Origin of the sequence: Bacillus sp. SD075, from assembly GCF_017355165.1 — a bacterium.
Lineage (GTDB): Bacteria > Bacillota > Bacilli > Bacillales > DSM-1321 > Peribacillus.
This window is the reverse complement of record NZ_JADILK010000025.1, coordinates 1-14,018: the sequence shown is the minus strand read 5'-3', so window position 1 is coordinate 14,018 and position 14,018 is coordinate 1. Positions and strand designations below refer to the sequence as shown.

Annotated in this window: 10 protein-coding genes and 1 riboswitch; of the genes, 5 read left to right on the top strand and 5 right to left on the bottom strand. The window is 42.4% G+C overall.

All coding sequences use genetic code 11. The features are described 5' to 3' along the window. Nucleotides 1-10: 10 nt before the first annotated feature. The gene (locus tag IOC57_RS16190; RefSeq protein ID WP_207439698.1) at nucleotides 11-478 is read left to right on the top strand and encodes a CBS domain-containing protein; all 468 of its coding nucleotides are present in this window, start codon (nucleotides 11-13) and stop codon (nucleotides 476-478) included. Between the two features lie 75 nt (nucleotides 479-553). Here the strand turns inward: IOC57_RS16190 and IOC57_RS16185 are convergent, their stop codons facing one another. The 3 genes from IOC57_RS16185 to IOC57_RS16175 all read right to left on the bottom strand — a co-directional run bounded on the left by IOC57_RS16185 (nucleotide 554) and on the right by IOC57_RS16175 (nucleotide 4,578). Next, nucleotides 554-2,644, bottom strand: a complete 2,091-nt coding sequence (locus tag IOC57_RS16185) for a peptidoglycan D,D-transpeptidase FtsI family protein (RefSeq protein WP_207439697.1) — start codon at nucleotides 2,642-2,644, stop codon at nucleotides 554-556. Nucleotides 2,645-3,031: 387 nt separating this feature from the next. Next, a complete protein-coding gene (locus IOC57_RS16180; protein ID WP_207439696.1) occupies nucleotides 3,032-3,385 on the bottom strand; it encodes a hypothetical protein in 354 nt (117 codons plus the stop codon). 74 nt (nucleotides 3,386-3,459) lie between these two features. Beyond that, nucleotides 3,460-4,578: a DUF2515 family protein gene (locus IOC57_RS16175; RefSeq protein WP_207439695.1), complete on the bottom strand. Its 1,119-nt coding sequence runs from the start codon at nucleotides 4,576-4,578 to the stop codon at nucleotides 3,460-3,462. Nucleotides 4,579-5,348: 770 nt separating this feature from the next. On the opposite strand from IOC57_RS16175, the gene IOC57_RS16170 reads away from it, so the two are divergent. Then, on the top strand, nucleotides 5,349-7,100 hold the full coding sequence (locus IOC57_RS16170) for an ABC transporter ATP-binding protein (protein WP_207439694.1): 1,752 nt from the start codon (nucleotides 5,349-5,351) through the stop codon (nucleotides 7,098-7,100). Then, a complete protein-coding gene (locus IOC57_RS16165; protein WP_207439693.1) occupies nucleotides 7,097-9,115 on the top strand; it encodes an ABC transporter ATP-binding protein in 2,019 nt (672 codons plus the stop codon). Before IOC57_RS16170 ends, IOC57_RS16165 begins: the two co-directional genes overlap by 4 nt. A 308-nt stretch (nucleotides 9,116-9,423) precedes the next feature. Here the strand turns inward: IOC57_RS16165 and metC are convergent, their stop codons facing one another. Next, entirely contained in the window at nucleotides 9,424-10,605 is a 1,182-nt protein-coding gene (gene metC / locus IOC57_RS16155) for a cystathionine beta-lyase (RefSeq protein ID WP_207439692.1), read from the bottom strand. Then, nucleotides 10,602-11,714: a methionine biosynthesis PLP-dependent protein gene (locus tag IOC57_RS16150; protein WP_207439691.1), complete on the bottom strand. Its 1,113-nt coding sequence runs from the start codon at nucleotides 11,712-11,714 to the stop codon at nucleotides 10,602-10,604. The genes metC and IOC57_RS16150 overlap by 4 nt, the downstream gene beginning before the upstream one ends. Nucleotides 11,715-11,800: 86 nt before the next feature. After that, nucleotides 11,801-11,914, bottom strand: a riboswitch (SAM riboswitch). A gap of 325 nt (nucleotides 11,915-12,239) precedes the next feature. Here IOC57_RS16150 and fumC point away from each other — a divergent pair. Continuing rightward, entirely contained in the window at nucleotides 12,240-13,622 is a 1,383-nt protein-coding gene (fumC, locus tag IOC57_RS16145) for a class II fumarate hydratase (protein WP_207439690.1), read from the top strand. A 109-nt stretch (nucleotides 13,623-13,731) separates the two neighbouring features. Then, entirely contained in the window at nucleotides 13,732-13,974 is a 243-nt protein-coding gene (locus IOC57_RS16140) for a hypothetical protein (RefSeq protein WP_207439689.1), read from the top strand. Nucleotides 13,975-14,018: the final 44 nt, after the last annotated feature.

Sequence of the window (14,018 nt, the reverse complement as noted above, 5' to 3'; positions counted from 1 at the left end):
GGGTGGTAATATGTTAGTCAAGGATTTCATGATAAGGGAAGTCTACGTAGCCCGTCCTGATTTTACTTTAAAGGAAATTCTGCGGATCTTAATCGAAAATAAAGTGGGCGGGGTCCCTGTTGTGGATGAACAGGATAAGCTATTGGGAATGGTGACGGACGGGGATATCCTCCGTTACTTGACACCTGCAGAGGAAGCCATCATGGGATATTTCACCTATATTACGGTTCTTCCCGGTGAAGAGTTGGATGAAAAGGTTACATCCAAAATGAATGATAAAGTCTCACAAATCATTAAAAATAAAAGGATAACAAAGCTATCTCCCGAAGATCCGTTAGATGAATTGATAAAGGTCCTTTCCAAGCATCATTTCAAGAAAATCCCCGTCGTGGACAAAAATGATAAAGTCGTCGGCATCATCAGCAGGGGAGATGCACTTAGGGCCCTTTATAAGGAGTTCGTTCAAAAGCTGGAATAAATGGAGCATCAAAAAAGGTCTGCTCGTAATCGAACAGGCCTTTTTTTGTAATCATCATTGAGTGCTTTCTACTGCTTAATCTGCATCAGATTCACCTTTTGCTCTTTTTTCCTTCAATTTAAAGTAGGCGTCCATTACGTCCCGCCCGATTCGTTTGTTAATATCATCAGAGGGCTTACCTTGATACACCCATGGCACGACGACAGAAAATGCCACTTCCGGATTATTGTGAGGTGCATAACCTACAAGCGTCAGATTGATAGTCGGTACTGGCGCGCTATATTGATTCCTCCGCGGTCCGTCGTAAAAGGCCTCGGCAGTACCCGTTTTTGCTGCCGCACGGTAGGACTTCCCGCCGAAATATTTATATGCCGTCCCGCCTGGTTCCTGGGCAACCTGTCTGAATCCTTCCTGGACACGTTGCATCCAAATGTCTTTCCCGCCTAAATCGTTTAATACTTTAGGACTCATTGTTTTAAAAACGCTGCCCAATTCTTGGTGTTCATTGGAAGGATTCCTGATTTCCCTGACCATATGGGGCTCAAGCCTTTTTCCGCCATTTGCAATCGTCGAAACATACTGTGCCAATTGCATAGGAGTATATGTATCATACTGCCCAATCGATAAATCCAGCAGCAATCCATCTGTTGACATATCGACTCCTTTAAACCCTACGGATTCATTTGGCAGGTCGATGCCTGTGCGGACACCCAATCCAAATTGGGCATAATGATTCCGCATGATTGAATAAGCTTCCCGGTTGATTCCTAACGGCCGGTGAGGGATATAATGACCGCCGGCAATTTTGATTGCCGTCATGAACATATAGACATTCGACGATTTCTTTAACGCGGAGACATCGGTTACATAACCCAAATCACTATAAGATCCTTTCTTAGCCCCTGCTAAAAGGAGTTTTCTGTCAAAAAAAGCTGACCCTGGTGCGATGGCTCCAGTTTGAAAGCCTGTGTAGACCGTAGCGCCTTTAACAGATGACCCCATTGTATAGGAGGTCGTAATGTTTCCCAAGGCGAAATCGTTCATTTCTGTCAATCCGGTTTTACTGTTGTGGCCGTATTGCCTGCCGGCCATCGTAAGCACCTCGCCTGTATTCGGGTCCATTAATACGACGAAGGCACGATCCAATAAGTAGGTATTTCCCCTAGCCTTAGTTCTGCGCAATTCGCTCTCGATGATTTTTTCAACCTGTTGCTGTAGCTCCATATCAATTGTAAGGATCAAGTCTTTTCCGCTTTGCCCTTCAGTGAGGGTATTCGTTTTGATGACTTCCCCTTTGCTCAGCACATTTTCAATCCGTGTCTTTTGACCGCGCAGGACATCTTCATATTGTTTTTCGATATAACTTTTTCCGACCCGGTCATTCCTGGTATAGTCGCGTGCCAGATAATAGTCAATATTTTCACTGGGAATGCCTTCTTCGGAAGAAGAGACCTTGCCAAGAACAGAGCGGAGGGTCTTATCATACTTATAGGTCCTTTCCCAATCCGTCGTTACGTCCACGCCTGGCATTTCATCCAAATGTTCACTAACCCTGGCGAATTCCTTAGTGGTGACATCTTTATTCTTCACGATCGACGGTGCGAGGGCATAGCCACTATTGAATTCCCGGAAGATGGCGATCACTTCCAAGTCATCGTTGGAGAATTCCTTGATATTCTCATCGGTTACCCGTTCCATTTGAAGTTTGTATAAATCTTTTTGCTCTAGTTTCTTTTCGATGACTTTCTTCTTCTCTGCCTTGGTAATCAAGGCATCGGCTTCTTTCGGATGTTTTAAAATCCAAAAATCCTTTTTATCCGGCAGGGTTACCTTTTTCGTATCTTTTTCTATCAAGGTAGCAAGGACCTCTGCCGTCTTCACCATATCTGCCGTTTTTGTATTCGGGTATTTCGTATAAGTGATGGCATTACGTGGCTCATTATCAACGACTGGATTCAAATTGCGGTCATACATCTTACCACGGGGAACGGGGGTATTGGCCACATCGTTTTCCGTTCGGTCGACTTCGCGGAGGTAATCATCCCCATACACGATCTGGACGATGCCAAGCCGGATTATTAAGCTTGAAAATAAAATGAATATTAAAAAGAACATGAAGTTCAGTCGGAAAGGAATTGGGGTTTTTTTCTTTTTTTCTTTGGCCATCAGTAACATTCCTTTCTAGTAATAGTAAAAAATAAGAAAATTCCTATCTCCAATGATATATAAAATTAACTTATTTTTCTATGCTTTATCCGTAAATTTATCTATATTTCCAAAATATCGTTTTGAAGTTATATAATTCCTAGTAATCTTATAATTAGGAAAATTGATATAAAAATAATGGTAAATGAGTCCGAGGGGTTTTAATAGATATAGAGGGCGAAGCGGCACAGCGACAATCATGAGGAGGATGCATGTATGGGTCGCTCATGAGAAAAAGAGGTGCATAAATAAAGCTCCTTGGAAGGAAGCCTTGTAAATGAACGATTAATGACTACAACCTTTGGAATCCATTGACAACGACTTAAGTACCGCGATGTTATTTAAGCTTTAATTAGCTTCATAATTCCAAACGGGGGTTTGAGACGCGACACTGATAATCTCTTTGAAATAACCGCATAGCTCAAGCCATTTTTCAGGGTAAATATAGATGAACCGTTCAATCGATTCTAGAGAGTGAAGCACAAGGCAATCGATTTGACCCGTTTCTTTATTTTGTAAATTGAATAGAAGTTCATGCGGGAGCGTGTAATAAGGATTGATTTGATATGGATTCAGTATGACAGGGGAAATATTCTTCTCTACTATATACTTGTGCGTCACAATCTTTTGGATTGCAAAGCTTTTATTCGTATGTAAATCCTCGATTTTGTAATTTGGATTCAATAGTACAATGCCTCTCATTTGATTCACCCATTCTTTTTGCTAACCATTCTTGCCAATTGGAGGATGGGATATTCAAAGTAAGAGGCTTTATGCTAGAAAATGGCTTTCATTCCATTAAGGGTTTTGAGCTGATTGACATTTTCGAGCACCTTGTTGGTCAGGTCCGCCTTTTTAATGAGCGGTGTGCTTCGTAAATCTTCTATTAAGCTTTCATTCGTGTACCAATCAATGGAATGGGGAGGAAAGAATGGTTGATCTGGCCATGCAACATGAAGAGTGGGGCTGTACACTTTATCATCTTTTGAGGTGGAGGCGTCAGAGGTATATATGCGTCCCCAGTAATCCGCCCTGGAACCCGTGTGTGGAACCTCTTTTGTAAATTGGCCAACACCGCGAAAAACTACCGAATGCTGAAAAAGAAGCCCATATAATAATTTTCCCGTTTCAATACGCTGTTTCGGGTCGGCAAAGCGGTCAACGGTCAGGCCTGTCAAGGAGTGAAGACCGTTTGGCTTGTTTGCATAAGGAAAGAGCACTTTCATGAAGCCTAAGTATTCCTGAAGCTGAAAATCAAGTCTTCGGAGGATTTCACCATGACGAGTGCGTTTTAATATCCTTTCCTGAAGCATTCTTTGTTCATTAATGATAAGTGCAGTTGTCAAAAGGGGTGAATGGGGCTCTTCGATGAAAGATTCCCAAATCGGGGCCATGAATCTTGAAATGCGGAATACTGGTAAATACCTTCTTAGCGGAAGTTCTTTTTGTTTAGAATGTTCATATAAAAGAAGCTGAGGGAAAGCATCTGCAAATATGGCTGAGTTGGCACGCTCAAGGAACAGGAAATATTTCTGCCGTTCCGCTCTGTCAAGGAGATGGGTCATCGAAGAACTTTTCAAGTCAGTCATATGGTATCCCCCATTTCTCGACACCATATGTGCTAAAAGGGCCCAATGGACCTCTGGATTACGATTGTAAAAGGCAAGATATGCTTGTGTTCTTGTGATATTGTTCCGGTTCAAGGCAGCCGTCCCGGTTCGAATTCTTTTTATCAGATCGGTTTCCTCAGGAAAGAAAGCCTTTGGCCCTTCAAAAGGCTGAAAAAGCTCCTTTTGTAAATGGGATTTTAGCGTGTCATATTTTTCAGCATCGATGATGGGTTTTGTTTTGACAGGGTGTTTGCCCATCAGCTTTTTCAAAAATTGGGAGAACATACAATCACCACAAATGTTTTTCGATCATTATATGCAAACCCATCAAGAAAGGGGCGTTGCATTTGCAACGCCATGGATTTCTTTTGCCATCAGTTATTTTTCTTCTTCTTTTCCAGGTACAATAAAATATAATAAACTATCCAGAAAAGAAACACTGGAATGAAGGATAACATTCTATATTTTACCGGTACGGCAAATAAGATGAAAATGGATGAAAATAAAAAGGGAACCGCCAGGAGTATATATTTTCTCCATTGCATATGCTGAACCTCCTTAGGTTACGTCATTCTTATTAAGGATAAAGGATTATCCATCAATAATCTAGAAAAGTCACAATTGACAAAGATAGGCACACGTAGTAATCTTTAAATATAAGTTAAAAATTACCATTAATTAATGGGGAAGGAGGCGAACGTCATGACTAAATCAGTTAAGCGCAAGGATGTTACAACCGAATATCATACGTCCGCCTGCCGTGAAACCTTGTCGTTCTAGACAAAGGATTGAGAACGTGTTCATTGATCATTTTAAGCGCAGGTTGTGGAATTTTCGCGGCCTGCGCTTTTATATGTGTTATTACGCATCTAAAAAAGCTTCCGCTAATTGGCGGGGGCTTTTTGACATTTGGGGTACAGGTGCATTAGCATCCTTTCCATATAAAAGATAGGAGGAATTTTAAATGAGACAAAAGACATTGGGAATCTTATTGCAACCTGGAGATCCAGAAAGCGGTTAGCGAGTGATGGTTTGACCAAAAGGGAGGGGAATTCATGTTTGCGATTTTTAAAAAGCTGTCCTGGTTCTTTAAGGAGCAGTGGCAGCGTTATACCTTGGCGATTTTATTTCTATGTCTAGTGAATATCTTGGAGGTTATTCCGCCAAAACTTGTCGGGAATGCCATCGACGATATGAATAATGGCAGCATGACGCAGGAAGGGGTCATGAAATACGTTATTTATTTGCTCATGGTACTGAGTGGCAGTTACCTATTTGGTTACTTATGGAGTTATCTGTTATTTGGCGGCGGAAACTTGGTCGAACGAAAACTAAGGTCCGGATTTATGGGCCATTTGCTGAAAATGACGCCGACTTTTTATGAAAAAAACCGTACAGGGGATTTAATGGCAAGGGCAACCAATGATTTAAAGGCAATATCCCTCACTGCTGGTTTCGGTATATTGACCCTCGTCGACTCGGTGCTGTTCACCATCACGGTTGTAGTCATGATGGGAGCCACGATCAGTTGGCAGTTGACGATTGCTGCGGTGCTGCCACTTCCGATCATGGCAGTGATGATGCAAATTTACGTGAAGAAAATTTACAAACGTTTTACGGATGCACAAGCAGCCTTTGGTACTTTAAATGACAAGGTCCTGGAATCCATTTCAGGTGTACGTGTTATCCGGGCCTATGTCCAGGAACGTGAAGATGAAAAGCGATTTGATGAAATGACAGAGGATGTATACCGTAAAAATCTAGCCGTGGCAAGAATCGACGCCCTCTTTGATCCGACGATCAGCATTATCATCGGCATCAGTTATTTAATCGGGTTGGGGTACGGGGCTTATCTTGTGTTTCAACAGGCCATAACGCTTGGCGGACTTGTTTCGTTCAATGTGTACCTAGGCATGTTAATTTGGCCGATGATCGCGGTGGGTGAACTGATCAATGTCATGCAAAGGGGAAATGCTTCACTAGATCGCGTTCAGGATACCCTTTCATATGAAGCGGATGTGAAAAATTCATTGGGTCTGGAGAGTATTCCAAAACCGGGAAATATCCATTTCAATTCAGTGTATTTTACATACCCTTCCTCATCGGTTGTGAATCTATCCAATATTTCCGTTCAGCTTGAGCGCGGTAAAACATTGGGGATAGTGGGGAAAACAGGAAGTGGAAAAACGACATTCGTAAAGCAATTGCTGCGGGAATATCCTTTAGGAACAGGTGAAATCGCTTTAGCGGGCATGCCACTAGAGCAAATGAACCTTGAAGATATTCGTAAATGGATCGGCTACGTTCCACAGGACCACTTTTTATTCTCGAAGTCTGTTAGGGAAAATATCTTATTCGGTAAAATGGATGCAACCGAAGATGAACTGTCTGAAGCTATCCGGCTTGCGGATTTTGAGAAGGACTTAATGATGCTGCCAAACCGTCTTGAGACACTCGTCGGTGAGAAGGGTGTCGCTCTATCTGGAGGGCAAAAGCAGAGGATCTCGATTGCCAGGGCACTGATCAAAAATCCAGAAATCCTTATATTGGATGATTCCTTATCCGCCGTAGATGCAAAAACTGAAACGACGATCATCGAAAATATCCAAAATGAACGGGCAGGGAAAACGACCATCATCACAACCCATCGCTTATCAGCCGTTCAGCACGCGGACAGAATTGTCGTGTTGGACAGCGGAAAGATCATCGAAGAGGGGACACATGCGGATTTACTGCAGAATGATGGCTGGTATAGGGAGCAATATGAACGACAGCAGGTTGACGAAGGGACGGAGGTGAAGGCATGAAGGTCGTAAAGAAACTTTTTAATTATGCTACCCTTTATAAAAAATTGATCATTGGCGCCCTGATCATGCTTGCACTTTCGGTAGCTGCCGATTTAACAGGTCCTTTCGTTGCCAAGAAAATCATCGATTCACATATACTTGGCATCGAATCTACCTGGTATGAAGCAGGTAAAGGAAAAGATGCTGTTATGTATGATGGAAATTGGTATAAAAGGGCTGATTACTTTGCAAAAGGTGAGAGGAAAGGCAGGGAAGTCCATGTTCTGCAGGTTGGCAATCAATTTCTCTTCATAAACGAAGCTGTCCCTATCGATGGGCGCAGAACCTTGGAAAACGAATCATTGATCATCAAGAAAGATGGGAAAGAGCAACGTGCGCAAGCAGTGAAATTGACGAGTCAGGAAGTGATGCGGTTTTACCAACCGGAAATCCCGCGGATCATTAAGCTTGTGGCTTTTTATTTTAGTCTTGTCATCCTTTCATCCATTTTTCAATATGGGCAGAGTTTTTATTTACAGAAAGCGGCGAACCGAATCATACAGAAGATGCGAAATGATATTTTCACACATATTTCCCGTCTGCCGATATGTTATTTCGATAATATGCCAGCAGGGAAAATTGTTGCAAGGGTCACTAATGATACGGAAGCGATCCGGGAATTATATGTAACCGTGCTTGCCAACTTCTTCTCGAGTACAATTAATATCTTTGGCGTTCTGATTGCTTTGTATATTCTTGATCCACGATTCGGTGCCATTGGCCTTTTGCTTATTCCGATCATCGTTATCTGGACGATGGTATACCGTAAATTCGCCTCGAAATATAATCACATCATTCGGGAACGGGTCAGCGATATTAATGGGATGATCAATGAATCCATTTCTGGAATGAGCATCATTCAGGCATTTGGACGTGAAAAGGAGACGAAGCAATCTTTTGAAAATCTGAACCGGGAGCATTATTCCTATCAAAATAAAATGCTCAATTTGAATTCGTTGACAGGTGGAAATTTGATTGGTGTCATTAAGGTTTTGGCGCTAATGGCATTCGTCTGGTATTTCGGTGGGATTTCCCTTACAGCAAGTTCGGCCTTTTCCTTAGGGATGATGTATGCAATTGTTGATTTGATCAGCCGCCTGCTTCATCCGCTTCATGGAATCGTCAATCAGTTCGCTAATCTTGAACAGGCGCTTGTTGCAGGGGAGCGGGCGTTCAGTTTATTGGATGAGCAGGGAATCGCAGTTTGTGATGAAAACATATCCAGATACAAAGGAAACGTGCAATTCGAAAATGTTTCTTTTGGTTATAAGGAAAATGAATATGTGTTAAGGGACATTTCCTTCTCTGCTAAACAAGGGGAAACGGTTGCTTTAGTTGGCCATACAGGGTCAGGAAAAAGTTCCATAATGAATTTATTGTTCCGATTTTATGACAGTAGTGAAGGGCAAATTAAAATTGATGGAAGGGATATATTGGATATTCCTCATCAGACCCTTAGGGAGCATATGGGAATCGTCCTTCAGGATCCCTATTTATTTACCGGAACCATCGCATCCAATATCAGTCTGAATCATAAAGGCATCACAAGGGAAATGGTTGAAAAATCATTAAGAGATGTTGGGGGAGACAAAGTGCTGAAGCATCTTCCCCTAGGGCTGGACGAACCCGTGATTGAAAAAGGAGGAACGCTGTCTTCCGGTCAGCGGCAGCTAATCTCTTTTGCCCGTGCTCTTGCATTCAATCCGGCAATATTGATTTTGGATGAAGCGACAGCAAGCATCGACACCGAAACCGAGGCAATTATCCAGGAGGGAATGGAAGTGCTGAAAAAAGGGAGAACGACCTTCATCATTGCACATAGACTTTCCACGATAAAAAATGCCGACCAAATTCTTGTACTGGATAAAGGGCGGATCGCTGAGCATGGTACACATGAAGAATTAATGGAACTAAAAGGGAAGTACTATCAAATGTTTGAATTGCAAACTGGTCCGCATAAAGGCATGGCTGGCTAAACACAATTGAATAAGGGTGGAAAATCAAGATTAAACTATAATGAGGGTACCGTTTTTGGTACCTTCAATCATAATTATTGATAATAGTAATCATTGCGTCAGAGACGCACCCTTTTTATGCTGGAAAGCAGAAGTTTGCTGAAAAAGGGGGCCACGGGTGGATCGCTTCCTGGTTAAATATAATATGAAGAAATGAGAGTAAGGCCATCGGAAAATCGATGGCCATTTTTTATGACTGGGTTGAAAAAGAGTTAACAACGATGCTAAGAAAAAGGGTGCCCATAATATATGAGGGACCCATTCTTTAATCATTTTGCAGCAATTGCTTCCCCTTTTGCAATAGTTACGAGGGCTGCATCGAAGTCTTTTATTAAATCGTCCGGATTTTCAAGTCCGACAGAGAGACGGAGCAAGCTGTTCGTGATGCCTCGCTTTTCCCTTTCATCAGCAGGCATGGCTGCATGGGACATTTTGGCCGGATAGGATAATATAGATTCGACCGCTCCAAGGCTTACGGCAAAAACAGGGAGTTCGACAGTGTTAACGAAAGAACGGAAGATTTCCTCACTTTCCAATTCAAATGATAGGACCGCTCCTGCTCCAAGTGACTGGCCGTTCTGGACGGCGTACTGTGGATGATCGGTTAGGCCGGGATAATACACTTTTTTCACCAAGGGCTGTTCCTTTAAGTAGGCTGCAATCTTTTCCGCCCCTTTTTGTGAATGTTCCATTCTAACTGACAAGGTTTTCAGGCCTCTCATTACAAGCCAGGCGTCCTGGACACCAAGAACAGCTCCAAAGGAGTTTTGGAGGGAACCGAGTCTTACAGCCAATTCCGGATCTTTCACTACTGCAAGCCCAGCTACCACATCACTGTGTCCGGATAAAAACTTCGTAGCGCTATGAAGGACAACATCAGCGCCCAAATTCAGTGGTTTTTGCAATGCTGGCGTCAAGAATGTATTATCAACAAAACTTAAGGCACCGGCTTTTTTTGCGATATCGCATACGGCTTGAATATCGGTCACTTTAAGTAACGGATTTGAAGGCGTTTCGATGTATATGGCCCTGGTATTTGGCTGAACTGCTGCTTTGACGCTTTCAAGTTCCGTCATGTCAACGAAGGTATGCTCAATATTGAAACGCGACAATACGCTTGTGACCATCCTGAAAGTTCCGCCATACACATCTTCGGAAATGACGATATGATCCCCGGCAGACAATAGCAGGAAAGCTGTAGAAATGGCAGCCATACCTGATGAAAAAGCAAAGCCATGGGTGCCGTCCTCAAGTTCGGCAATGATGTCTTCAAGTGCCTCGCGAGTTGGATTCCCGCTTCTGCTGTAATCATATTTGCCGAATTGATCGATATCGGATTGATGGAAAGTCGATGCGTGCTGAATGGGGACGCTCACACCGCCCGTTGTCGGATCGAATTTATGTTGATTATGAAGTAATTTGGTTTCAAAGCTAAAATCATGATTTGTCATCGTAGTGCCTCCCTTTTTACCTGTGCGAATGCCTGCTGTAAGTCACCAATCAAATCATCGCTATCCTCGATGCCAACGGAGAAGCGGAGCAGACGATTACAAACCCCATTTGCCGTTCGGACTTCAAGCGGAATATCGGCATGTGTTTGTGTTGCAGGATAGGTGATGAAGCTTTCGACCCCTCCAAGGCTTTCTGCAAAAGAGATTAATGAGAGCGATTGTAAAAACGGGTTGACCGCCGCTTCATCAATGATACGGAATGAAATCATGCCGCCTCTGCCGGGATACAATACGTCCGTAACACAATCATGTTCCGATAAGTAATCTACAAGTATCTTGGCATTCTTTTCATGACGCTCCATCCGCAATGCCAGGGTTTTCATTCCGCGCATCAACAGCCAAGAATCAAATGGGCTCAAGACAGCTCCGGTACCATTATGATGGAAGGCAAGTGCATCACATAATTCAGCGCCGCTAGCAACGATCAGTCCGGCGAGCACATCATTATGACCACCGAGATACTTGGTTGCACTGTGAATCACAATATCCGCTCCAAGCAGGATGGGTTGTTGAATAAGAGGCGTGTAAAAAGTGTTATCAACGATTAACAATAAATTATATCGTTTGGCCAATGCGGAAACGGCACTAATGTCCGTTTGCTGCATAAGAGGATTAGTGGGAGTTTCGATGAAGATGGCTTTCGTGTGAGGAGTGATGGCTTTTTCAATATCCTCCAAACAACAAGTGTTTACATAGTCACATTGCAATCCCCATTTTTTAAAACCTTGTTCTAGCAGACGATATGTACCGCCATAAAGATCTTCGCTGACAATCCATGCATCACCCGATTTAAAAAGGGCGAGTATAGTGGAAATGGCGGCCATTCCTGAACTGCAGGCATAGCCTTGGTCTCCTTTTTCCAGATCGGCGATGGATCGCTCCAATAGTTGGCGTGTAGGATTACCTGTCCTTGTGTAGTCGAATCCCGTCGATTGGCCAATTCCTTCGTGACGAAAAGCTGTTGAAAAGTATACCGGCGGATTGACTGTTCCTGTCGCCGTTTCACTGCGATTTCCTAATTGAGCAAGATATGTTTCAGTTTTGTACATGGTTTTCACTGCTCCTTTGAGTTATATAAAATAAAAAAAAGTCTTCTTTAAGAAGAAGACTTTGATTAAGTAGGGACGAGTCATTCTTCTTATCTTCCAAGTTCACAAACTTGTGGAATTAGCACCTTTTCATTGGTTTGAAACAAATGAAGGTTGCTGAGGTGTCATCGGGCCATTCCCTCTACCTCTCTCGATAAGAGTTTAGATTATTCAATTTCTTTTGAATTTACTATATATAAAAAATACTGTCAAGGACATTTTGGGTGGATAATGCTTAGATGTTCATGACTAGGTCAATTGGAGCCTAGCGGTGTCAACACTTTATGTGTCTAAAAAAAATATCCGAATTTTCATATAAACAAGAAGAATCATGTATTTTTCAGAAAAATGGGAAGAGACAGCCGGATATTTTTGCTTTAAAATAATAAAGTTTGTACAATGTATGGAGAGAAAGAATAATACGACATTATTCATTTCATATGCAAAAGGTCTTCAATGAATCGTGCAAACATAGGAGGAGAACACATGGAATACAGAATCGAACGAGATACGATGGGTGAAGTGAAAGTTCCTGCCGATAAATATTGGGGGGCACAAACGGAGAGAAGCCGAAATAATTTCAAAATCGGTAACGAAAAAATGCCGATTGAATTAGTCCGTGCATTTGCATACGTTAAACAAGCTGCGGCAAAGGTGAACTATGATCTTGGTGATCTTTCGGAAGTTAAAAGGAATGCCATCGTCAAGATTTGCGGCGAAATCCTTGAAGGTACACTTGATGAACATTTCCCGCTTGTGGTTTGGCAAACGGGAAGCGGCACGCAAAGTAATATGAACGTGAATGAAGTGGTGGCTAACAAAGGGAATGAATGGTTGAAGGAAAATGGTGAATCGGAAACCCTTCATCCGAATGATGATGTTAACAAGGCACAAAGCTCTAATGATACTTTCCCGACCGCCATGCATATTGCTGCCTTTATGGAAGTCGCTGAAAAATTGGTCCCAGCCATCAAAGCTCTTCGTGATACATTCGATACAAAAGAAAAAGAATTTTGGGATGTCGTGAAAATTGGCCGGACACATCTTCAAGATGCTACACCATTAACATTAGGACAAGAAATTTCCGGTTGGAAGGCGATGCTCGACAAAGATCTAGCGATGATTGAGGAAAGCAGCCAAAAATTATTGAACCTTGCACTAGGCGGAACGGCTGTAGGAACCGGAATCAATACAAAAAAGGAATTCCCGGGACTTACTGCCAAACAAATTGCAGCGGATACAGGATATCCTTTTGTCACATCTGATAATAAGTTCCATGCATTGACAAGCCATAACGAAATCGTTTACGCACATGGTGCTTTAAAAGCATTGGCAGCCGATTTAATGAAAATTGCGAACGATGTCAGATGGCTGGCAAGTGGTCCTAGGAGCGGAATCGGCGAAATAGCCATTCCAGAGAACGAGCCAGGCAGCTCCATCATGCCAGGTAAAGTCAATCCAACACAAAGTGAAGCGCTTACCATGATTGCAACACAAATCGTGGGTAACGATGCCACGATTGGCTTTGCAGCTAGCCAAGGTAACTTTGAATTGAATGTATTCAAACCAGTCATCATCTATAACTTCCTGCAAACGGTCAAATTATTGACGGAAGGCATTCATTCATTCAACAATAATTGTGCGGTTGGCATCACTGCAAATGAAGATAAAATCAAAGAAAATGTAGAACGTTCCCTTATGTTGGTAACAGCATTGAACCCTCATATTGGTTATGAAAAAGCAGCCAAGATCGCCAAAACAGCATTCAAGGACAACTCTACGCTAAAAGAAGCGGCGTTGAAATTGGAGTTCCTGACAGAAGATGAATTCAAGGCATGGGTAAATCCAGCTAACATGGTTAATAAATAATTATATAGAAATGCCCTCCCACTGGTATTAGGGAGGGTGTTTCCATGTGTTAAAATAATGGAATCAACAAATACTGAGATCATACGTATTGGGAACAGGAGGAAAAACAATGTCTTTATGCCCGCTTTGCAACGGTCTAAGGAAAATTCATGTGAATTGCCCGAAATGCGGCAGTGATCTTGATGATAAAGGGAAATTCATGGACTACGCTGATGATTACAGTGCTTACATGGATATCGACATACTTAAAGAAAACGACGGATATCCTCAATCCCTTCAAAAAGGCCAATGCCCGCATCTCATGAAATGCTCTGAATGCGGACATGATGAAGTGGTATTGGTCCAGGAATAAATTTTACCCCTTATTTGAATAAACGAAAAAGACCCATTCATGAA

Coding starts and splice junctions, on each gene's coding strand:
- IOC57_RS16190 (WP_207439698.1), top strand. CDS start 11: ATGTTAGTCAAGGATTTCATGATAAGGGAAGTCTACGTAGCCCGTCCT.
- IOC57_RS16185 (WP_207439697.1), bottom strand. CDS start 2,644: ATGGCCAAAGAAAAAAAGAAAAAAACCCCAATTCCTTTCCGACTGAAC.
- IOC57_RS16180 (WP_207439696.1), bottom strand. CDS start 3,385: ATGAGAGGCATTGTACTATTGAATCCAAATTACAAAATCGAGGATTTA.
- IOC57_RS16175 (WP_207439695.1), bottom strand. CDS start 4,578: ATGTTCTCCCAATTTTTGAAAAAGCTGATGGGCAAACACCCTGTCAAA.
- IOC57_RS16170 (WP_207439694.1), top strand. CDS start 5,349: ATGTTTGCGATTTTTAAAAAGCTGTCCTGGTTCTTTAAGGAGCAGTGG.
- IOC57_RS16165 (WP_207439693.1), top strand. CDS start 7,097: ATGAAGGTCGTAAAGAAACTTTTTAATTATGCTACCCTTTATAAAAAA.
- metC (WP_207439692.1), bottom strand. CDS start 10,605: ATGACAAATCATGATTTTAGCTTTGAAACCAAATTACTTCATAATCAA.
- IOC57_RS16150 (WP_207439691.1), bottom strand. CDS start 11,714: ATGTACAAAACTGAAACATATCTTGCTCAATTAGGAAATCGCAGTGAA.
- fumC (WP_207439690.1), top strand. CDS start 12,240: ATGGAATACAGAATCGAACGAGATACGATGGGTGAAGTGAAAGTTCCT.
- IOC57_RS16140 (WP_207439689.1), top strand. CDS start 13,732: ATGTCTTTATGCCCGCTTTGCAACGGTCTAAGGAAAATTCATGTGAAT.